Here is a 22,030-nt window from a genome sequence, read left to right on the forward strand (position 1 = left end):
CCCGCCATGCGGCGTTGCCGCTCGCTTATGTGGCTGGGCCACACTGCGCTCGCGGTGTCTGGCCTGACAGGAAAACAGGCCCCGCAGAGCGCCGCTGCATAGTGTTAACAGGCCCTGGGCCTGTCAGGTAAGCGTAGCGATCAGAAACATTGCAACAACAAAGATCGCCAGAATGCCCGCCGCCATGACAATTTCCCTTTTGCGGCGCTTGTTCATGAATACCCTCCCCTAAGACGGAAAATTCATGTCGCGTACTCAACATCAAGGTCGCTTTTCCGCCAACGAATCGCAAGCGACCGCGGCACGGACGAAATCCTCGTTCAGAATCCGGTCCAGCGTTCCCACATACCAATCCACCCCGGAAGTCTCTATAACCATGGGGGGTTTAATCTTGAGCACATTGCCGTACGGCCCGTCCACGCTGGCAAGAATGCCCGATTCGCGCATCCGCTCCACCACATAGGAGGCTGCTTCCCCTGCAGGTTCTTTCGATGCCCGGTTGGTGACCAGTTCCACACCCAGAAAAAGTCCGCGGCCGCGCACATCCCCAATCATCTCGTGTATTCCGGCAAGCGCCGTCAACCCGTCGAGGAACTGCTCGCCCCTTTCAAGCGCACGCTGCACAAGACCTTCCTCCTCGATCACGTCCAGCACCGCCAGCCCCGCCGCGCAGGAAGCCGGACTGCCGCCGAACGTATTGAAGTATTCCATCCCTGTATCGAAGGACCGCGCCAATTCCGGGGTCGTCACGACGGCGCCTAACGGGTAGCCGTTGCCGATGGGTTTTCCCATCGTTACGATGTCCGGGATGGCGCCCTGCAACTCGAAGGCCCAGAACGCATCTCCCATACGCCCGAACCCGGTCTGCACTTCGTCGGCAATGCATACAGCGCCTACTTCCCGGGCCGCATCGAATGCCTTGCGGAGATATCCGTGCGGAAAAAACACCTGCCCGGCGCACCCCATTGCCGATTCGGCTATAAAGGCGGCCACGCCGTCAGGCGCAGCGGCCAGCGCGCGGCGAAGCAGCGTCGCATGATCGTCGGCGGAACCGGAATGCCGGTACGGATCGGGCGTGGGTACGATATGTACATGCGCAGGACGCCCTGCCCCGCCCTTCCCGTCGAACTTGTACGAACTGACGGCAATCAGCGACGACAGGTGGCCGTGATAAGCCTGTGCTATCGCCGCCACATCCCGGAATCCGGTATGGGCGTGGGCGATGCGCAGCGCCAGATCGTTCGCCTCGCTCCCGCTGTTTACGAAAAAACACACGGACAGCGGATCCGGGAGGCGGGCCGCAAGGCGTTCCGCATAGCGGCTCAGTTCGTCGTAAAGATAGCGCGTGTTCGTGTTCAGCACCCGCAACCGGCGCGACACGGCCTCGGCCACGCGAGGGTGTGCATGGCCCACATGCGCCACATTGTTCACCGTATCGAGAAAAGGCTGTCCGTTTTCGTCGTACAGATGCGCCATATACCCCCGGTGTATGCTCATGGGCGCCCGGTATGAAACGCTTAACGACGGAGCAATGCGTTCCCTCCGGCGGGCCAGCAACTCCGGAGCATCCGGCGCCAGCGGCGCGCGGACATCGCCGGAGAGCCCCAGCAAATCGGACGGATCCGGCGAAACGGCCATCCATACCTCCTTGCACCACGGCGGCGCCACACCGGGGAACGCTCCCTCGATATCCAGCCCATCCGCTATGATCTGAACATGCACGTGCGGCGCCCACCCACCGTTTTCTTCCCACGCCCCGATCTCAGCGATTTTCTCCCCCGCCCGCACCACTGAACCAACCTGCAGCCCCTCAACGGAGGTGCGGGACAGATGGCCGTACAGCGTACGAAACACCGGCCCGTCTTCCGGAGCATGTTCGAGCACTACGGTAGGACCGTAGTCATACGGATTATCGTAATCCGCCACACTGTGCACCACTCCGTCCAGCGGCGCAAAAACAGGACTCCCCGGCGGCTGGAACAAATCAACGCCCAGATGCACCGTGCGCAACTGCGACCCTGTCCTGAACTGCTCGCCCCGGTATACGAGGCGCACTTCAGCGTACCTTCCAATGCCGACCTCCGCCCCTTCCTCACGCATCCTGCGCTCGATATGCCGGGCTGACCGCTCCGGATCCAATGGATTTCTGAAGGTCCATTCCGAACTCTGCGTGCTGAAATCGAACGTCACCGCTTTGGAAGACGCCGCAGCAACCACAGGGGCGAACGTCCCCTTGCGGCTGCGGCACCAGGCGGCGGTGCGGACGCCGTCAGGGCACGGTTCGTACCCACAGGCATGCCGGAACACATATTCCGCAAGCCGTGGAGGAATATCGCTGAGGAGCGCAAGCGTCCGAAGCGCGGGCTCCCGACTGACCACCAGATATGCGTTGTCCGGCTCCATGCGCCGCTGGTGCGCAGACATACACACGCTGACGCACAACCGCATGGCAAGAAAAGGAAACAGTACGCTCGTATCGTACTCATCGAGCGGAAATTCCCGATGGCAACCGGCTGCGATGACAGAGGCGGCGCGAAGCGGATCGGTCATGCCAAGCACGCCGTACGCCGCGGCAACGGCCACATCGGCCACCGCGAACGAAACAAGCGTGTCCCCGAAGTCGATCAGTCCGGTGACCCGGCGATTTCGGTGCTCCGGGCCATTGACAAGCACATTCCAGTCGTTCGCATCGTGGTGTACGACACTCCGGCGCAACCGACTGCTGCAGCGAGCCTGCGTATCCCGGAAAAGCTGCAGGAACGGCTCGACGAGCGCGCGTTCACCCGCCTCCAGGAATTCCAGCCGCTCGGCCACGGTCTCTGCGGCGCAGGCCATGTCCCAGACCAGCGAACGTTCAAGCGCAGGGTGCCTGAAATCCGCCAGCGCAGAGGACATCCGCCCCGTGAATCGCCCAAGATCGGACAACAAATCGAGGGAGCGCGGGCGTACCGAGGCAAGCGGCACGCCGGGTAACCAGGAAAGAAGCCGCGCAAGGTGCCGGCGGCCTTCCTGATCGGACAGGAGTACGATATCCTCACCGTCGAGCGCCGGAACAATAGCAGGCACAGCCAAACCGTGCTCTGCAAGGCGCCGCATGGCGGCATGCTGGCCCTGCAAGACCTTCCCGTCCTCGAGCGCATGAGCGATCTTGAATACAAAGGAAGCCTCGCTGGACGATCCGTTCCGGTCGCCGGTATACACGGCGAAATTGAGATCGCGGTCACTGGGCAGCGTTTCGAGACGAGCGGACACGCCATACCGCTCGGCGAGAATCCGGCATACCGTGTCCTGGTCAAAACGGGGCCGGTGACGCGCAATGTCGTTGACCTCGCGGGGCACGGCATCCTTGCTCATGGCGCAGACCGGAAAGAAATTCGTGCAATACGCCCTTCGGGCCCCACCATCCATACGGCGTCCGGCGCCGCCGCATCCACGCTCCACCATGTCAGCGAATCGAGCGGCGACCAGGTTTGCGCATCGTCCCTCGAAAAGGCCGCCCCGCCCGGACCCGCCGCTACAAGAATGCCGCCTGGAACATACGCCGCGCCATACACCGCTCCGGGAAATCCGGGGGAGGAAGCAAGCCGCCAGGAAACACCGCCATCCTCCGTGACCGCGGTATTCTGCTGGATAGTCCCGGGGGCCGTAATATCCCCACCCAATACGACGCCATGCTGCGCATCCCGGAAAGCCAGCGTGGTCACGCCTGCCGCCTCCCCGCCCGGCAGAGGTACGTCACTGCTTGTCCAGGTGCTGTCCCGATGTTCGTTCCTGAGTACACGCGGCGTCGCCGCATTGCCGGTCCCGATAAGAACCGTCTGGTCATCCAGCACAATCAAACAGGTTCCGCTCGCGGCAAAACCACCCTCGCCCGGCTGTGCGGACGGGAGCGTTTCCGGAGGCAGCACACGCCAGACATCGCCATCCTCCGTATGCAGAAGAGGAAACCGCCCGTCCACTGCATCGCTGAATGCAAACGCTGATCCGTCTTCCCGAAAATCGAAACAGTCGAAGAATGCCTCATCTATCTCGTTCCGGAAGAGCATTTCCCACGAAGCGCCCCGGTCAACGGTCCGGTAAATGCGCGAATCCTCTCCCGAGCCGATGCTGAGCAGCCAGGCCGTATCGAGGCTCATGGCATGTACATCCCGGAACTGGAGGCTGTCGGCGCCGGGCACCGTGCCGGCATGCCAGGTAACCCCGCCGTCATCCGTCCATGCATAGCTTCCGCCTGTGCCCGCCGCCCACACAATGCGGTCGGATACCGCATGCAGCCCGATGAGGAGTGCGTCCGTCCCTGATTCCTGCATCTGCAGCACCGGAACGACCGGTCCCTCCGCGGGCGAGCCGCACCCTGCACACGCAAAAACGAGAAGGAAAAGCGGAAAATGAAATCGGAACATAGAATACCCCTGAAAAACGGCGGACGCCGCAGAGTGATTAATTTTAGTATAATGCACAGGATACGGAGTTTCCTTTGGAACGAAAAGAATATCCGTTCATAGCATGTTGGCTGGTATTTTTTCGTACGATGTGTGCAGGATTCCGTATCCATCCGACGCTGTACGTACGGCGCTATGCTAAAACCTCAGGATCGCCACCCATCCATCACATCTTTCAAAACCATGGCAACACAAAGCTACCGCATGCTTGTCGCTGCTTTCCTGACATCTATCTGCCTTGTCGGAACGGCGCATGCCCAGAAAGGATTCGGCAATGCTCTCCTTATTTCCGGAGAGCGGATTTTTGTCGGAGAACCGGATAACCTGTACCGCCCGGGCACCGTCTACATCTTCCATCAGGCAGACGGAGAATGGGTGCAGGAAGCCACGATTACGGCGATGGACGCCGAAATGAATGATGGATTCGGAGGCAGTCTGGCTGTTGAAGGGAATATGCTCGTCGTCGGATCGTCTGGCAAGGAAGGAGAAGCCGGCTCCGCACATGTATTCGAGCACACGGAAGACGGGTGGATGCATCAGGCAGCCCTGACGGGCGACGATGCCGGGCCCGACGATGCCTTCGGGGGAACGGTTGGGCTAAGCGGCGGCGCCGTGTTCGTAGGGGCTCCGGCCGCCGATTCGTCCGCGGGAGCCGCCTATGTATTCGAGCAGGACGACAACGGAATGTGGATGCAGGTCGCACGTCTCCAAGGCAGTGAAGTGAAACAGGGCGGTCGCTTCGGAACAGCCATTGCCGCGGCGGAAGGACATGCGTTTGTCGGAGCCCATGGCGGGGACGACGCAGCGGGCGGCGTATACCTGTTCGAGCAAGACGCTTCCTCCGGGGAATGGATTGAATCGCAACTGCTGAAAGGCCGTGTTTCGGAAGAGGGTGACCGCTACGGCGCCTCCCTGGACCTGATGGGCGATGAACTGCTTGTCGGCATTCCCCGGTTCGCCAACCGCGCGGGCGGCGCCATCATGTACCAGAGAGATGCAGAATCGAACAGTTGGTCATCGGCCATGCTGTTGTTGCCGTTCTCAGCCACGAGCCCGCCGGGATTTGGAACGGATATCGCGCTCGGCGGAAATGAAGTGTGGAGCGGCGCACCGTTAGGAGCAGGCTTCCAGGGCGGCGTGTACCGGTTCGCAAAAGGGGAAGACGGCGCATACGCCAAATCCATGATGATCAGCCTTCCCGACCTGGAGCGCGGTGATCTGTTCGGGCAAACGCTGGATGTCTCCGGGCACATCGCCGTGGTCGCCCTCAACCGGGCCGATTTCGGCGCCGGCGCGGTAGCCGTGTTCGAACACAGCGAGGAAGGCGGCTGGACACATAGCACCACCCTCCGCAGCCCGGCAGGCGGACTCGAGGCTGTCACGGGCGACATGGTGGACTGTTCGGAAGGTTCTGCCGGCGTTTTTTCCTGCGATATGGTGGACATGCTTGCGTTTCTCCCGATACGTGAAGTAGGCGGCGAACGCGGCGTCCAGCTAAACGACATCTGGGGATGGACCGACCCGGAAAGCGGGCGGGAATATGCACTCGTTGGGCGAGTGGACGGGACATCGTTCGTGGATGTCACAGATCCCTCTAACCCGGTGTATCTCGGCAATCTGCCGAAAACGGAAGGCACGCCGGGAGCCGTCTGGCGCGACATCAAGGTGTATAAGGATCATGCCTTTATCGTAGCCGATGCCGCTCAGGAACACGGCGTACAGGTGTTCGACCTGACGCAACTGCGCAATGTCGGCGACATGCCCGTAACCTTCGAGGAAACGGCGCATTATGACGGAATCAACAGTGCGCACAACATCGTCATCAACACGGAGACCGGGTTTGCATACGTTGTAGGCGGTCGGGCCGGCGGCGAAACCTGTGGAGGCGGACTGCACATGATCAATATCCAGGACCCGGCCAATCCGACGTTCGCCGGATGCTACTCCGCCTCGGGGACCGGACGCGCCGGTACAGGCTACACGCACGACGCGCAATGCCTCGTATACAACGGCCCGGACTCCGACTACGCAGGACGCGAACTCTGTTTCGGTTCCAACGAAACGGCCCTGAATATTGCGGACGTTACGGACAAGGACGCCCCCGTCAGCGTAGCGACGGCAGCGTATCCCAGTGTGTCCTACACCCACCAGGGTTGGATCAGCGACGATCACCACTACTTCTTCGTGAACGACGAACTGGACGAGATAAGCGGCAGCGTACCCGAAACCCGCACCCTCATCTGGGATATCACCGATATCGACGACCCGCAACTCATCAAGGAGTACACATGGGGAAGCGAAGCGTCGGATCATAACCTGTACATCGACGGAAATCTGATGTACCAGTCGAATTATGTCAGCGGGCTCCGCATCCACGATGTAAGCGATCCCATGAACCCACGGGAGGTGGGATATTTCGACACGATGCCGGTCGGCGACAACTCTGCGGGCTTTGCAGGATCCTGGAGTAATTATCCGTTCTTCGAGAGCGGTACAATCGTGGTTTCCAGCATCGGCGAGGGCCTTTTCATCCTGAAGAAGAAGCAGGAACTGGGTCTTTAAGGAACCTCTGATTAAATCCACATGGGCGAGGACCTTGGGACGCGCCTTCTCTCAAAACATAAACGTGCGGTTGGCCGCGAGTTCGCAGGATATCCCGGGCCCTATGTTTTGTTCGAATGCGCGACCCAAGGTCCCTGCTTTCGGTTGCGATTTTGCGGTTCGGCGTTGGATGGTCTTGTTGCCCGCCCCACTATCCGACAAGTTGCATGCGGCGTAATCTTGAGAAACATCTGATTAAGAAAACTCTGACTGAAACGCTCGCCCTCGTTTGCGTACTGGGCGGCGCGGTCCTCGCGATGGGGGCGCCCCGGGCAGCAGGGCAAACGCGAACCGACCTCGTGTTTACGCGCGATGTCCTTCCGATCATTCAGGAATCCTTCCTTCCTCTTCTCACGGAGGACACGGGCCTCGACGGCGAATCGTGGGAATCCCTGATGCGAGGATCCGAACAGGGCGAGGTGGTCATTCCCTTCGACGCCGACCGAAGCCTGCTTGTTGAACGTGCAGAACAGGAGGGAGTCGATCCTGCCGCCATCGCGCGGGTGCGGTCATGGATCGAAAGCGGCGCCCCGAGCGACGATGGAAAAATCGCGTATGCGGATGCCGGACCGTTCCTCTACGTATGCAACCAGGGCTCCGGGGTGATTTCTATTATCGACATGGAAGCGCATGTCGTCGCCCGTACCGTGGACCTGCGCGATTTCGGCTTCTCCGAGAACGCCAAACCTCACCATGTGGCGGTCACGCCCGACGGGGCGTTCTGGTATGTATCGCTCATCGGCGAACATACCGTACTGAAATTCAATCGGGATAATGAACTGGTGGGGCGCACGGCATTCGAGGCGCCGGGTATGCTGGCCTTCGATCCCGTTCTGGAACAGTTGTATGTGGGCCGGTCGATGACCGCCGTCAACCCGCCGCAGCGCATCGGGGTTATCGAGCCGGACGGCATGGATATCGAGGAAATAGATGTATTTCATCCCCGGCCGCACGCGCTTAACGTGACCCCCGACGGGAAATACGTGTTCAGCGCCAGTCTCGGCATGAATCAGATTGCCGTCGTGGACGCCGAATCCATGGATATCGAACTCGTTCCCGTCCCGGGCGCGCATCACAGTCTGGTGCAATTTGCCGTGGCTCCCGACGGGCATTCCATGATCGTCGGAGGACATATGAGTGGAGATATCCTTTTTCTCGATATCACCGAGCCGATGCAGCCCAGCGTCACGTACACCCTGCCCCTTGGTGGAGGACCCTGGCATCCATCGTTTCTTCCCGGAGGGGATCGCGTGGTCTTTCCCGCCAAAATGGCCAACGCCGTGGCTATTCTTGACCTGGCTACCGGAACCGAAATCGAAAGAATTTCCGGGCACGGCCTCGCAGAACCGCACGGCAGTGCGGTACGACCGGATGGACGGTATATCTACGTATCCAGCAACAACCTGAACGCTGCGTTCACCCCCCGATATCACCGGGAAGACAATGATTCGCCCAACGGATCCGTGGCGGTTATCGACGCAAACACGTTCGACATCGTAAAGGTCATCGAGGTGGAACAGTATCCCACGGGCATCGGCGCCCAGCGGGATGAAACAACCGCCCGCTGAGACCCAGGATGCATCGTTCCCGTCCGTTCCCCTTTCTTTTCCTGCTTTTCGGCGCGCTGCCGGTCACGTTTCTCGCCGGTTGCGCCGGTACGGAACCGCGTGCAGGAAGCGAACGAGCCGCCGGCGAGATGCCCATCCGGCGTATGATCGCTCCCTTCGAGGTATACAAGGCGAACGGCGACGCATACGCATATCCCTTTCTCGGCGGATTCAACATGCCGAGACCCCAACTCCTCGATATCGATGCGGATGGGGACAACGACCTGTTCGTGCAGGAGCATCCGAACGCCATCATGTTTTTCGAGCGCAACGACACGCAGGGCCCGGCTTTATGGACCTGGCGGTCCGACAAGTACGCAGAACTCGATGTCGGAGAATGGTACCGTTTCGCGGACATGGACGGAGATGGGGATTTCGACCTGCTTGCCGAGCAGCCTTTCAGTCATATGCGGTATTACAAAAACGTGGGCACGCCCCTGCAGGCCGACTTCGTACAGGCAGTAGATACCCTCCGGGATGCAGAGGGGGAACCCGTATTCTCCGACCGACAGAATATCCCGAACGTTACCGACATCGACTGCGACGGCATGCCGGATTTGTTCATTGGACGCATTGACGGCACCGTCATGCGGTATGAAGCCGTCGAAACCGAGCCCGCGCCCGTATTTCAACTCGTTACGGAAAACTTTGAGGACATTCGGATTGTGGCTCAGTTCGGGCAACCCGGCATGCCCGCCCCGGCAGCCCTTCCGAATATTCCGGGGACTAATGACGACTTTATGAACGAGGGGCCGTCTCCGGGAAAAGATGTTTTTGCCGAAGACACGCAAAACCGCTCCGATCCGCTGCATGGAGCCAATACCATGACCTTTGCCGATATCGACGGCGACAACGACCAGGATCTGTTCTGGGGAGATTTCTTCGAGCCCGGCCTGCTGTACATCGAAAACACAGGAGCCTGCGCCCGGCCTCGCCTGCGCACTACGCCCGTTCCCTTTCCGATCGACGATCCGCTCCAGTCCAGTGGATACAATGCTCCTTCCTTCGGAGACCTCGACAACGACGGGGATATGGATCTGCTGGCAGGAGTCCTCGGGGGAGCGTTCAACCCGAACAGGACCGCGCAATCCAATCTGTATATGTACGAACAGCTTCCCGAAGAACGGTTTGCGCTGCGCACGACCCGGTTCATGGATCAGATCGATGTGGGAAGCGAAAGCTATCCCGTACTGGTGGATATGGATGCGGACGGCGACGAAGACCTGCTCATCTCCAATAAAATCTCATCGGAAGACGGGCGCACCGCCTCGCTGGCATACTTCGAAAATGTGGACGGCGCATACCGTACCGGAGAAGCGCCTGCCTTCTTTCCCGCCTATCATTACGCGCCGGCCTTCGCAGACCTGGATGCCGACGGGGACCACGATCTTCTGCTCGGGACATGGAACGACGGCATCGCATGGTACCGCAACGAAGGCGCCCCCGGAACACCGGACTTCGTTTTGCAACAGCGGGCATACATCCGGTTGACCCGCGGCAGCCACACCACGCCGGCCCTGGTGGACATCGACGACGACGGCGATCTGGACCTGTTCGTCGGCGAAACATCCGGGACCATCAATTTCTACCGGAACGCAGGAACCGCTTCCGCCCCGGTCTTCGAATTCGTTTCCGACGAATACGCCGGGATCGATGTCGGACGCCGCAGCGTGCCGACGTTTATCGATACAGACCGCGATGGGGACCTGGACATGATTGTCGGAAGCGAGCATGAGGGGCTTCTCCTGTTCCGCAATCTGGGAGACCGGACCACCCCCCTGTTCGGGGAGAGCGAACCACTGCCGTACGATGTGCCCGAAGCAGCCGTCCCGTCCTTCGGTGACCCGGATGGCGACGGCGCCCTCGAACTCATGGTCGGCGGATACAGTGGAGGACTGCTGTATTTTGACGGACCGTGACCTCTCAGCGAGAGCGGATATCCGTAACGATCCGCTACCGAACATAAACAGGCTTCCGTATACAAAGCAGCCCGGTGAAAACTTTCATTTCGTTTCCGGAAGCGCGGGACATCGTCCTGGATCATCTGCCTGATCCGCATGAAGACGTCACGGGCCTCGACAGGGCCCTTGGCAAAACGCTGGGCCGACCTGTTGCCGCCGCCGAAAACATTCCTCCGTTCGACAACTCGGCGATGGACGGTTTTGCCGTGCGGGCACAGGATGTGCCTGCACCGGGCGTATGTCTGCCGCTCGCCGGCGAAATCTCTGCAGGATGCAGCGATACGCACCCCCTTGCACCGGGCACCTGTGTCCGCATCATGACGGGCGCCCCCTTGCCGGAAGGAGCGAACGCCGTGATCCCCATCGAGGTCGCAGAAGTGCATGCTGAGGAAAACTCCGTAACGTTCCTTAAGGCAGCAAGCCCCGGCGATCATGTGCGGTCGGCCGGGCAAGACATGCCCCGGGGCCGCACGGTGCTGGAAGCAGGAAACGTATTGAGCCCTGCCGACATTGCCGTGCTCGCCTCACTGGGCCAGGTGCAGGTTCCGATTGCGCGCCCACCTGAAGTATCTATCGTTACGACGGGCAACGAACTGATCGAACCATCCGAAGCGCTGCGCCCCGGCAAGATCCGCAACGCGAACGGCCCGGCGCTGGCAGCGCAAATCGCTACGGCAGGCGGACAAGTATATGGTCAATTTCACGCCCGCGACACACGGGAAGCCGTCCGCAATGCGCTCGAAGCCGCCTGCAAGGGCGATATGCTGGTTATATCCGGAGGCGTTTCCGTGGGAGACTACGACTTCGTGAAGGAGGTGCTTGAAGACATGGGGCTATCCATGCTGTTCTGGCGGGTACGCCAACGGCCCGGCAAGCCGCTCGTCTTCGGGCTACTTGGAGATATCCCTGTCTTCGGACTGCCCGGCAATCCGGTTTCCTCCGCGGTCTGCTTCGAGGCGTACGTGCGTCCTGCCCTTGCCGGCATGCTGGGACGGCAAGACACGTTGCCCCGGCTCGAATCTGCTGTGCTGGGCAAGGACATTCCCAAAAAACGGGGACTGCATCATTTCGTGCCGGGACGGGCGCGCTGGACAGAACGCAGGTTGATCGTTGCGCCTGCGGGGCCGCAAGGATCCCATATCGTTTCGTCGCTGGCGCTGGCGGACGGCCTCATTCATCTTCCGGAATCCCTCGATGAAGCGCCTGCAGGCATGCCCGTTTCCTTTGAACGCCTGCATTGGGAACACCCATGACGGCAACAGAGATGTTTCTTTCGGCCGGTCCGGGGCCGGAACCGCCTGCCGCCTATCCCCCGATCAGGATCATGGGGCGATTTTCCTGATCAACCAGTTGGAGCATACCCGCGTGCGCGGCCTTCTTCCGCAACACGGCGCTCCGGATCGCCTCTTCCAGTTCCCCATCCGAAGCCCCGGCACGAAGCAAATCGCGCAGGCTTACCTCAGCATGCCCGAAAAGGCATACCTTCAACGATCCGTCGGCGGTAAGACGGAGCCGATTGCACGTCCCGCAGAATTTTTCGCTCATCGACGTGATAAACCCCACCGTGCCCCGGTACCCCGGAACACGCCAGGTTTTCGACGTGGCATGCGGTCCGTCTTCCAATCGAACCAGTCCGGGATGAACCATGCGGATGCGCTCCAGCATGTCTGCATACGGAACAAATCCGTTTTCGGACCAGCTATTGCCCTGAAAAGGCATATATTCGATAAACCGGACTCCGATCGGGGCGTCTCGCGTCAACTCCACGAAATCGGGTACCTCGTCGTCGTTCACCCCGTGCATGACTACACAATTCACCTTCACCGGGCTGTAGCCGTACGCAATCGTCAGGTCGATGGCTTGCAATACCTCTTCGAGGCCTTTGCGCCGGGTAATCGTTTCAAATCTCTCCGGCACGAGGGTATCCAGACTGATGTTGATCGCATTGACTCCGGCGGCATGGAGACGGGGCAGTTTTTTCGGCAACAGCATGCCGTTCGTGGTAAGAGCCAGCGTCCTGAGCCCGGGCAAGCGTCCCAGCCTTTCCGCCAGGTCTTCCATATGCTTACGCACAAGGGGCTCACCGCCCGTGAGTCGAATTTTATCGACGCCGCGGCAAACGAAAATGCGCGCGAGTCGTTCGATCTCCTCGAAAGTAAGCAATTCGCTTCGGGGCGAGAGGTCTACCCCTTCCTCCGGCATACAATACCGGCAGCGCAAGTTGCACCGCTCCGTAATGGAAATGCGAAGACAGGTATGCCGGCGTCCGAAGCGATCAGTGAACATAACAGACAAGAATAAACGAGCATCCCTGCGGACAAAATCAAACGCTCCGGCGCAGGTTTCGATCCAGAGGTAAACACTCCTTGTCCCCCAAGAAACCTTCTCTTATCAATCTCTCCCAACGTCCCGGCACTTGGGGACGCGCCGTACTCGAAGCCATTCGCGGAACGCATCAGGACTTCACTTCCGGCAGCCTCGTGCGCGCCGTCGTGCTGCTGTCCATTCCGATGGTGCTGGAGATGCTCATGCAATCCGTCTTCGAGTTTGCAGACATTTTCTTTGTCAGCCGGCTGGGAGCGGATGCAGTGGCGGCGGTGGGTATCGGCGCCTCGCTGCTGATTTTCGTATTCGCCACGGGCATTGGCCTGAGCATGGCGGTCACTGCCATGGTGGCCCGGCGAATCGGGGAAAAGAATCCCGAGGCAGCGTCCGCCACGGCCTGGCAAGCCATCATTGCGGGCGTTGCGATTTCCATCCCGTTCTCCGTGGTCGGCATCGTGTTCGCCCCCGATATGCTCCGCCTCATGGGCGCCACGGAAGAGGTGGTGGAATACGGTACCACGTACGTCGCCATCCTCTTCGGCAGCAACATCACCATCCTGCTTCTTTTTCTCATCAACGCCATTTTCAGGGGGGCCGGCGACGCCGTATTCGCCATGCGGGCACTGGCCATTGCAAATCTTCTGAATATTGCACTCGACCCCCTGTTCATTTTCGGTTTGGGACCCATTCCCGCCATGGGCATCACCGGAGCGGCCATCGCAACGGCTATTTCACGAGCCACGGGCATCGCCTATCAACTCCTCGTGCTGTTCCGGGGCAGCGGACGATTGACGATACGGCGCAAAGCGATGCACACGAACAGGAAACTTTTGCAGCGCATGCTGAAAATTTCCGGACCGGGTATCGTGCAATACCTGATCGCTTCAGCCAGCTGGATCGCCATCATACGTCTTGTAGCGGTATTCGGCAGCGAGGCGGTAGCGGGGTATACGATCGGGGTACGTGTCGTCATCTTCGCCATTCTGCCCGCGTGGGGCATGGCCAATGCAGCCGCCACGCTGACCGGGCAAAACCTCGGCGCCGGGCAGCCTGACCGGGCTGCACGATCCGTGTGGATTACTGCCGGCGCCAGCGCGTCCATTCTTGCACTCGCAGGGATCGGTCTGATCATGACATCCAACAGCATCATGTGCCTTTTCACCGACCAACCCGGGGTGATCGAGGTCGGGGCGCTGCTCTTGCGCTATCTCGGCGGCAGTTACCCCTTCCTGGCGCTCGGCATGACCATGCTGCAGGCCTTCAACGGGGCCGGTGACACCGTTACGCCTACATGGATCAATTTCTTCTGCGGATGGCTCTTCCAGATTCCCACAGCGTTGCTTCTGGCGCATACGCTGGGCCTTGGTACAGAAGGTATTTTCATAGGCGTTGCAGCTACCCAGGTAGTGTATGCCGCAGTGGGGATCGCATGGTTCCGGCGCGGACGCTGGAAGCTGAAGGTGGTGTAAATAAAAATCGCGGGCGATGGAATGACGCACGGGTTCGAAGCATCCAACTTCCGAAAGCCGACGGAAATTCGGAAACGATGCGGCTTTGCATCTCAGGTCCATTCATCACCATACGGTATTCCTATAATGAAACGCCTTCTGCATATCCTGACAGGCATCACGACCATGACTGCCTGTCTATTGCTCACCCCGCCTGTGCTTGCACAGGACAGCGCCGTCCAGGACACCACGGCAAAGAAACACGCCTCGGACCGTATGGACCGGAACCTCAAATGGATGACAGAACGACTCGACCTTACGGACGAGCAAGCCGCCTCGGTGAAAGCCATCCTTGCGGAACACAGACAATCCCTTGAAGAACTCGGAGAACGTCGACGCGCCTTGCAAGACGAATTAAAAAACTCCCTCGGAGAAGTATTGACCGAAGAGCAAATGGAAAAACTGGGCAAGGGCAGTTCCAGAGGCAAAAACGGGAGAGGAAAAAACATGAGGGGCAAACGCGGCGGAGATCGGGATCGGGGTAACCGCATGCGCGGCGGACGGGGAGGCGGACGCGGGCGATAACATACCCGCAGAACCCGGAAGCGCCGCAGTGGTACGAATGGCTTGGCAACTGTTCGTACCGCTCGGCGTTTTTTTATGGATATGCCATACCTTCAACGCACCATGCACGCACTCCTCTCTCTTAGACAAACGTTTGCCCTCACGGTGCTGGCTGCTACCCTGTTCACAGGATGTGGAAGCGCCGCCCTTGTGACGAGTTCCGAGCCCGGCGAGCCGGTCGTTGTGGACGCCCAACTGAATGAATGGGGCGGCAAACTGCAAACACTCAGCAGCAAAGACGGTCTGCTGGCCGGCGTGCAGAACGACGACAAGCACCTGTACCTTTCGCTCAGTACGAGAGATGTGGCGAGTATCGGGAGCATTATGCGCGCAGGATTGATTATCTGGGTTGATCCTGCCGGCGGCAAGGAACAAACATTCGGGATTCGCTTTCCGCTTGGTCTGTCCATGGATGACGCCGGCGAACGCCGCCTCAGCGAAGGCGCGGCAGCCGACCGGGTTCGCATCGAGCGCTCAACACAGGAGGTGGAAATCATCGGGGCAGACGGACAAGCAATCCGCAGGCACAAAGACTCCATTCCAGGTATTGTCGCAGCGGTCGAGGCGGACCAGGGCGTACTCACCTACGAAATTCAGGTGCCTCTTGCGCACGCCGACGGGGTGTTGTATGCTATCGGGGCAAAACCGGGCCAGGAAATAGGCGTCGGCATTGCTACCCCGGACGAGTTCGTCGTCAATGCGGCGCAGCAGCCCGGTTTCGGGGGGTTGCCGGGCGGTCGTATGGCCAGTGCGGAAGAACGGGGATACCGGGGAGTTCCTCAAGCGGGCCTTGGCATCAGCACATTCAAGGAATGGATGCTTGTAACGCTGGCGGAATAACACACGATACTTTTACGGGGCGCCCGCCTGCACGTATGACCTCTCTCTCCCTCCTGACGCCCCGCCGCTCCCCCATCCTGCCGCGCATAGTATCGTACGCAGTTCTTGGCATAGCCTTTCTGGCGTCCCGCCCCGCGTTTGCGCAGCAACTCCCTGACGTCATCGCCGATGTCGGGGCGGAATATGCCGAATTATACCTCCAGCCCGTGGTGAACGCCTTCGGGGCGGATATCAATGCCGGACTGATCCACACTGCTAAAGTGGGTGGCGGGGCCCTTCCCTTCGACCTGTTTCTCGGCGTCAAAGTGATGGGCGCACTGATCCCGGAGGTCGACCGGACCCTCGATATCGCATACGAAACCCCCTACACATTCCACGCTCCGGACGGCAACCGGTACGACCTGCCCGTAACCTTCCGTATAAACGACGGCCCCACCGTATTCGGCGACACGTCGCCGGGAATCGTCACGGGAACTGTCCGGCAAACGGTACATCCCGGTGCGGATGGACTGGACAACACCCCCGACGACATCGTCGTTGACAGTACCCTTTCATTCAACGTGCTGCCCGGTCTGTACGACGGATCGATTGCCCCCCTCGCTATCCCGCAACTCGGCATCGGCTCACTGGCGGGTACAGACCTAATCGTCCGCTACCTTCCCCGTGTCAGCGACGAAAACTATGGTCACCTCCAATTCGTCGGCATCGGATTGCGTCACAGCGTCGACCGCTATATACCGGGCCTGCCTTTCCGGATCGCCGGTCATTTCATGATGCAACGTCTTTTGATCACCAACTCAGCCAGTGAGGAAATCCTCACAACCTCCTCGATAGCTGCCGGTGTTGCCCTTAGCAAAACGTTCGTCTTCCTGACACTGTACGCAGGGATACAAACGGAAGAAACTACCGTGAACGTGGATTACACGTTCGGAGAAGAGCTATCGGCGGTCGAAGGCGAGAATGTCTCCTTCGAATTGGCGGGAGATACGACGCTGCGTGGCATGGCAGGCGCTTCGCTCAAACTCGGCCCATTCCTCGTAAACGTGGAGGCAAGCCAGGGTAACCACAGAACCGTGCTCACCGCCGGCGTAGGGCTCGCGCTGTAAGGCTACGCCTCCGGTATTTGAAACCGGGGAACTATGGTACAGGATCAAGGGAGGAGCATAGCAACTCCTGCCCGGTTAGCTTCCTCTGTCCCATTCCCCCTATTGAGACAAACCCGAGCAGGTTCAGAAGAACCTGTCAGGGAGGAAGTAACCGGAGCAAGGAGTATGTGGCCCTGTTATAATGCCAAGGTAGATACGCCAAGAAAAACAACTTGTTTGTTTTTTAACTCTTAACAATTAAATAATGCATGATGTAATTTTATTGATTATTAGAAAAGAATGTGGTTTTATTCCCTTATATAAAGGGATCTATTTTGTCACCTGCATAATAAACAGTATTTAGATAAATGAATTCGCGATGTTAAGATTTAATGAAGGGATGGCCCGTACCTACCTTACAACGCCGCCTGCATCCTTTTCAGCGTGGCCATCGAAGCCGTTGCGATCAACTCAGGCCCGGGTTCAAAGTCGAACACCTCAAGGGATATCCACTTGTCGTAGCCATTATCCCGGAAGGCTTGTAACGCCGGCACGTACGTCTCAACGGCATCGCCGGTACCAAGGTACGTGCCGTCCATCTCCTGAATCTGGATGTGCCCGATATGATCGTAATAGGTATGGACCAGTTCGTCAAGCGGACTCGTTTCGTCTGCCGTGTTGTGAAAATCGAACATGGTCGAGACAGCCGGGTGGTTGACCGCCTCGACCACAGTCAGCGCTTCGCCCAGCGTATTGATCACATCCGTCTGATCGCTGGACAACGGTTCAAGCAGCAACTGCACGCCATGCCCGGCAATGGACGGCGCCACGTCACGCAATCCGTTCGTCAGGTGCTCGACCGCCTCCCCGGTTGAAATACCCACCGAAGAACGCTGTCCGGGCGAACCGAAAATCATCACCTTACCGCCAAGGTTCGCACAAAACTCCGCAAGTTTCACCATGTACTCCCAGCTCCTGCGGCGAATGGCCTCGTCGGGCGTGGTGGTATGCAGGCCTTCCGGCGTCACAAGCAGCCAGTGTAATCCCAGAATATCCACACCGGCTTCCTCGGCAATGCCCCGAAGTTCGGCCCGACGATCCGTCGATATGTCGTCTACATGATCGCCCAGCGTAAAGGGCGCTACCTCAATCCCCTCATACCCCGCCTCGGCGGCGTACCTGCACTGCCGCGCCCAGTCCCAATCCTGCATGATCTCGTTGCAGATGGCGTATTTCCAGGAAGGTTGTACAACCGTTCCGGCGCCTTCTCCCGTCCCGGCGCCTTCCCCACCGCACCCGGAAACAAGTCCCCCGAAAGCGAATCCTCCGAGAGCAATGGATGAAGTTTCTAAAAAACGGCGGCGGTCCATGCGCTGCATAGCTGACAAAGGGTTTACACAGAAAAAATGCGATACGGGTAAGCGGTTAAGGATACTCTGATTAAGTCCGCAAAGCTCAGAGGCTGAAAGGGATTCGCTGGCAAGGAATGACGAAGCAGTGGGCTATTCCGCAAAATCCCGGTAGGCGGCCTCTACATCCTCAGGCGCCGGATGCCCGGAAAAAAGCAGAACCCGATGGCGCAGTGTGGCAGACGCCCCCGGCGCCAGCGCGAAATGCAGGGCTTCCGCTCCTTCACTGAAAACAGCCTGTCCAAATGGATTGGCCGCAAACAGGCCATAGTCGCGCGCATGCCAGTAGGTCGGAAACCCCGGGTTCCGGGGATGATCGAGCACCGCGACCGTCACCGGACGATCCCGGATCGTTCCGGAGAGCGTCATCCAGCGGGCGCGCTTCCCCCAGACATCAGGATATCCCGCAATCCCCTCGCTGTTGCGGTATTGCCCGGTCACATGTTCGTTGTCCGTCGTGCTCATTACAGAACCGTCATTCGCAAGCACATCCACAGGACGGCCCGAAGGCATTTCCAGCGCGCGCGTGACCCGTAAACCAAGGGCTCCTTCCTTGTTGTCGTCGAAAGACACCTCCCGGTCCAGCGCGGTCAGCGTCGTGATGCGATCGACGACACGGAGATCGGCCTCGGCGTGAAACACGAAGCGGGTATCCTCGCGAAGGAGCACCGTGCCGTCCGGAGCGAGCCAATCCATCGTGACATGAAGCGCGCCGCGTCCCTCCCCGCTTTCGGCTTGCGTGACCGCCCGGTGACGAATCGTGCCCATCGAAGCGGCGCGCTCGGCGGATACGGCATCCGAATTGTTCCAGAAATCCAGCCCGTTGATATCGCCGTAATTGAACCACAGGCCAATATGATGCGGGTGATCCACGCGCTCGCCCGCTGTCTGCTCCAGGGGATACCCCCGCGTCACGGCGATGCCGGATGCCGTCCGCAACGGATACAGCACCGGCTTCTTAAGCACGGAAAGCGTGTCCGCATACAGGTACGCGGTGAACACCTCCCCATCGACCAGCACATCCACGCGCTGCGCCGCCGAATCCGGCACTACAAGAACCTGCGGCGTATCGAGATCCTGCCCAACCGCGAGGCCGGGGAAAGCGCCCGACACAGGAATCAATGCCGCAAGAACGAACCATGCCCCCCACCCGAAAAAGAGCCGTCTGCGCAAGAGTCCCCCGACGCCGTGTACAGCCATGAAACCCATTGTTCAACTCACGACGACATCCATCTTCTGCATATCGAAGGTGATCCGCTTGCCGGTATGCAGCGCGGCGATCGTCATGCAGAGCGCCACGGAATGGTTCCAGGCAGCATGAATGTCCGCATTGGGTGTCTCGCGAGAGCGCACGCATTCCATCCAGTTGCGCATGTGCGCCATGGTGGCGTCATCGCCGCCGGTGTTTGCCGCCGTGGCCACGCCCCCCACCTCGTCCAGCTTCATTTCATTGAGCTGGAACGGCTGCATACCCATGGTAACGGCATGGCGCTCGGTCAGCCCTCCGTCCGGACTCACGGTGTTCGTATCGAGGTTCAGGGTGCCCCCGTTGGAATAATAGAGTTCCCGGACCCCGCCGGCCGCGTTCGTCTGCCGGGAAGAATACACCACCTGAAACCCGCCGGTGGCGTCATCCAGCGGACCGTAATCATAGACCGCGGTCATCGTATCGAAATTCTTTCGCCCGTCCTTCCACAGGTAAATGCCGCCGTTGCCGACTACGCTGCGGGGATACGGCAGGCCGCTAAACCAGTGTACGGTATCGATCTGGTGCACCATCCATTGACCGGGAATACCGGAGGAGTACGGCCAGAATAACCGGTATTCGAGATATTTCCGCGGGTCCCATGCCTCATACGGGCGGTTCATCAGATAGCGCGTCCAGTCCGTATCCGATTCCTTGATGGACGCCACCAGATTCGGACGCCGCCACCGTCCGGGCTGGTTTACATTCCAGGTCATATGCGCCGCCACAATATCGCCGAACTTTCCGGAGCGGATATACTCGTTGGCGGCCATGTAATTCGAGGCGCTGCGGCGCTGGGTACCCACTTGCAGCACGCGATCCGACGCCGTAATCCTCTCCAGGGCCAGATTGGCGTCCCCCATCGTGTTGGCGAACGGCTTTTCGACATACACGTCGCATCCGGCTTCGACAGCTTCAATGGCATGCAGCGCATGCTGAAAATCCGCGGTGGAGATGACTACCGCATCGACCATGCCGGAGTCGTACAGTTCCTCGTTGTTGCGCATCGCCTTGACCCCGTCGCCTCCCTCAAGACCGGCTTCCGCGCGCTGCGCTTGCACAAATGCCGTTCCCTCTTCGCGCCGGCGGTTCCAGATATCGGACACGGCCACGATATCGAAATTCATGTCCCTGGCGGAAGCAAGCAGTGACGGAATGAGCGATCCGCGCGCCCGATCGGAAAAGCCCACGACACCGACGCGGACGCGATCGTTCGCCCCGAGGATGCGTCCGTAACTCTTCGAGGTCATACCGCTCGTAATGATGCCACCCCCAAGCATGCCGCCGGCCGCACCGGCGGTCATGGTTTTGAGAAAGCTCCTGCGAGATGATGAGGTTCGCTTGTGCGTCATGATGATTCCGGAAAGGTATGTTCAGTAAATGCCTGTTTCGTTACGCCGCCATCCCGGCAAGCACGCCCCGCATGTATGCAAAGGATTGCTTCATACCCGGTAACGGGTCCCTGGCGTCAATCTCGTATTCGAGGTTCACGTAGCCCTGATAGTTCATCTCCACCAGCTGCCTGAAAATGTCGGCTACAGGCATGGCGCCTTCACCCACAATGCACTGGCTGTCCCGATCGCTCATGTCCCGCAGATCCTTCATATGGACATCCAGCAGGCGGTCACCCGCTTCGGCAATGGATTCCACCACATCCACGCCGGTTCGGGCCGTATGCCCGACATCGATGCACAAACCCACGCGCGGGTCCATATCCCGGATCACTTCGAGACCATCCCGCGGTCCCGGGAAATGCGGGTCTTCCGGGCCGTGGTTGTGAATGGCTACGCTAATGTCGTATTCCTTGACGAATCGTTCGATCCGGGGCATGTTTTTCGCAGTCGGGGCGATGACCAGCATAGGAATGCCGACGGCCCTGGCGTATTCGAAAAACATGCGGACATGATCATCGTCGTCTTTATCGATCGTATTGTTTCCTCCGCTTACGAGTTCGATACCCGCCCGCGCAAATTCCCGCACACCCGACGCCAGGTCTTCCGGGGAATCTTCATAGGGCATGTGGAACGACTTGACGCTGACATGCTCCACATGCAATGCCTGGACCATGGAGATGGCCTCGGTCCGGTCGAATCTGCGCAGCGAATAGGTGGCTACGCCAAGGGTAAAAGGTATGTGTCCATCGGAACGCTTTTCCCTGAAAGGGGAAGCGGCGCCGGCGGCGTACGGAGCAAATCCGACCCCTGCGGAAGCGAGGGCGGCTGTTTTGACGAATCGACGACGGGTCAGATCGCGAAAAGACATGACAGGTACCTGCACTTGTTAAGAAAACAGTCCGGCCCGCACAGAAACACGAAGCGGAACGGGCTCGCTCGTCCTGTACGAACACTTTTTTACCGGAGGCCTTATAGCCTGATCCCCGACCGCGAAAAATACCGGACAGAGACGGAAGTATAACCATCGGAGCATTGTCCGTAAAGAGCA

15 protein-coding genes are annotated in these 22,030 nt (G+C 59.4%); 8 read left to right on the forward strand and 7 right to left on the reverse strand.

The annotated features are described in order from the left end of the window. Positions 1 to 261 precede the first annotated feature (261 nt). Both F4Y00_06870 and F4Y00_06875 read right to left on the reverse strand, forming a co-directional pair. Positions 262 to 3,444, reverse strand: coding sequence for an aminotransferase class III-fold pyridoxal phosphate-dependent enzyme (locus F4Y00_06870; GenBank protein MYE04674.1), 3,183 nt, complete (start codon positions 3,442 to 3,444; stop codon positions 262 to 264). Beyond that, positions 3,351 to 4,403 (reverse strand): hypothetical protein, encoded by a 1,053-nt coding sequence (locus tag F4Y00_06875; protein MYE04675.1) that lies wholly within the window; start codon positions 4,401 to 4,403, stop codon positions 3,351 to 3,353. The genes F4Y00_06870 and F4Y00_06875 overlap by 94 nt, the downstream gene beginning before the upstream one ends. 174 nt (positions 4,404 to 4,577) lie before the next feature. Here F4Y00_06875 and F4Y00_06880 point away from each other — a divergent pair, with 174 nt between their 5' ends. The 4 genes from F4Y00_06880 to F4Y00_06895 all read left to right on the forward strand — a co-directional run bounded on the left by F4Y00_06880 (position 4,578) and on the right by F4Y00_06895 (position 11,864). Then, positions 4,578 to 7,004, forward strand: coding sequence for a choice-of-anchor B family protein (locus F4Y00_06880; GenBank protein MYE04676.1), 2,427 nt, complete (start codon positions 4,578 to 4,580; stop codon positions 7,002 to 7,004). Between the two features lie 206 nt (positions 7,005 to 7,210). Next, entirely contained in the window at positions 7,211 to 8,611 is a 1,401-nt protein-coding gene (locus F4Y00_06885) for a YncE family protein (protein ID MYE04677.1), read from the forward strand. A gap of 8 nt (positions 8,612 to 8,619) precedes the next feature. After that, complete coding sequence (locus F4Y00_06890) at positions 8,620 to 10,569, forward strand: VCBS repeat-containing protein (GenBank protein MYE04678.1); 1,950 nt, start codon at positions 8,620 to 8,622, stop codon at positions 10,567 to 10,569. Positions 10,570 to 10,643: 74 nt separating this feature from the next. Further along, complete coding sequence (locus F4Y00_06895; protein MYE04679.1) at positions 10,644 to 11,864, forward strand: molybdopterin molybdotransferase MoeA; 1,221 nt, start codon at positions 10,644 to 10,646, stop codon at positions 11,862 to 11,864. Positions 11,865 to 11,916: 52 nt separating this feature from the next. On the opposite strand, the gene moaA is transcribed toward F4Y00_06895, so the two are convergent. Then, the gene (gene moaA, locus F4Y00_06900) at positions 11,917 to 12,897 is read right to left on the reverse strand and encodes a GTP 3',8-cyclase MoaA (protein MYE04680.1); all 981 of its coding nucleotides are present in this window, start codon (positions 12,895 to 12,897) and stop codon (positions 11,917 to 11,919) included. Between the two features lie 224 nt (positions 12,898 to 13,121). On the opposite strand from moaA, the gene F4Y00_06905 reads away from it, so the two are divergent. The 4 genes from F4Y00_06905 to F4Y00_06920 all read left to right on the forward strand — a co-directional run bounded on the left by F4Y00_06905 (position 13,122) and on the right by F4Y00_06920 (position 16,954). Further along, positions 13,122 to 14,405 carry an MATE family efflux transporter gene (locus F4Y00_06905; protein MYE04681.1) on the forward strand — a complete coding sequence of 428 codons (1,284 nt, stop codon included), beginning with the start codon at positions 13,122 to 13,124 and terminating at the stop codon, positions 14,403 to 14,405. A gap of 126 nt (positions 14,406 to 14,531) precedes the next feature. Further along, positions 14,532 to 14,969, forward strand: a complete 438-nt coding sequence (locus tag F4Y00_06910) for a hypothetical protein (protein ID MYE04682.1) — start codon at positions 14,532 to 14,534, stop codon at positions 14,967 to 14,969. Between the two features lie 102 nt (positions 14,970 to 15,071). After that, on the forward strand, positions 15,072 to 15,848 hold the full coding sequence (locus F4Y00_06915) for a hypothetical protein (protein MYE04683.1): 777 nt from the start codon (positions 15,072 to 15,074) through the stop codon (positions 15,846 to 15,848). A 35-nt stretch (positions 15,849 to 15,883) separates the two neighbouring features. Then, positions 15,884 to 16,954 carry a hypothetical protein gene (locus F4Y00_06920; protein MYE04684.1) on the forward strand — a complete coding sequence of 357 codons (1,071 nt, stop codon included), beginning with the start codon at positions 15,884 to 15,886 and terminating at the stop codon, positions 16,952 to 16,954. A 395-nt stretch (positions 16,955 to 17,349) separates the two neighbouring features. On the opposite strand, the gene F4Y00_06925 is transcribed toward F4Y00_06920, so the two are convergent. The 4 genes from F4Y00_06925 to F4Y00_06940 all read right to left on the reverse strand — a co-directional run bounded on the left by F4Y00_06925 (position 17,350) and on the right by F4Y00_06940 (position 21,850). Continuing rightward, entirely contained in the window at positions 17,350 to 18,312 is a 963-nt protein-coding gene (locus F4Y00_06925; GenBank protein MYE04685.1) for a sugar phosphate isomerase/epimerase, read from the reverse strand. Between the two features lie 123 nt (positions 18,313 to 18,435). Beyond that, complete coding sequence (locus F4Y00_06930; protein ID MYE04686.1) at positions 18,436 to 19,542, reverse strand: hypothetical protein; 1,107 nt, start codon at positions 19,540 to 19,542, stop codon at positions 18,436 to 18,438. A gap of 12 nt (positions 19,543 to 19,554) precedes the next feature. After that, positions 19,555 to 20,940: a Gfo/Idh/MocA family oxidoreductase gene (locus tag F4Y00_06935; GenBank protein MYE04687.1), complete on the reverse strand. Its 1,386-nt coding sequence runs from the start codon at positions 20,938 to 20,940 to the stop codon at positions 19,555 to 19,557. 40 nt (positions 20,941 to 20,980) lie between these two features. Next, the gene (locus tag F4Y00_06940) at positions 20,981 to 21,850 is read right to left on the reverse strand and encodes a sugar phosphate isomerase/epimerase (GenBank protein ID MYE04688.1); all 870 of its coding nucleotides are present in this window, start codon (positions 21,848 to 21,850) and stop codon (positions 20,981 to 20,983) included. Between the last annotated feature and the right edge of the window lie 180 nt (positions 21,851 to 22,030).

This window comes from Bacteroidetes bacterium SB0662_bin_6, from assembly GCA_009839485.1.
GTDB lineage: Bacteria > Bacteroidota > Rhodothermia > Rhodothermales > VXPQ01 > VXPQ01.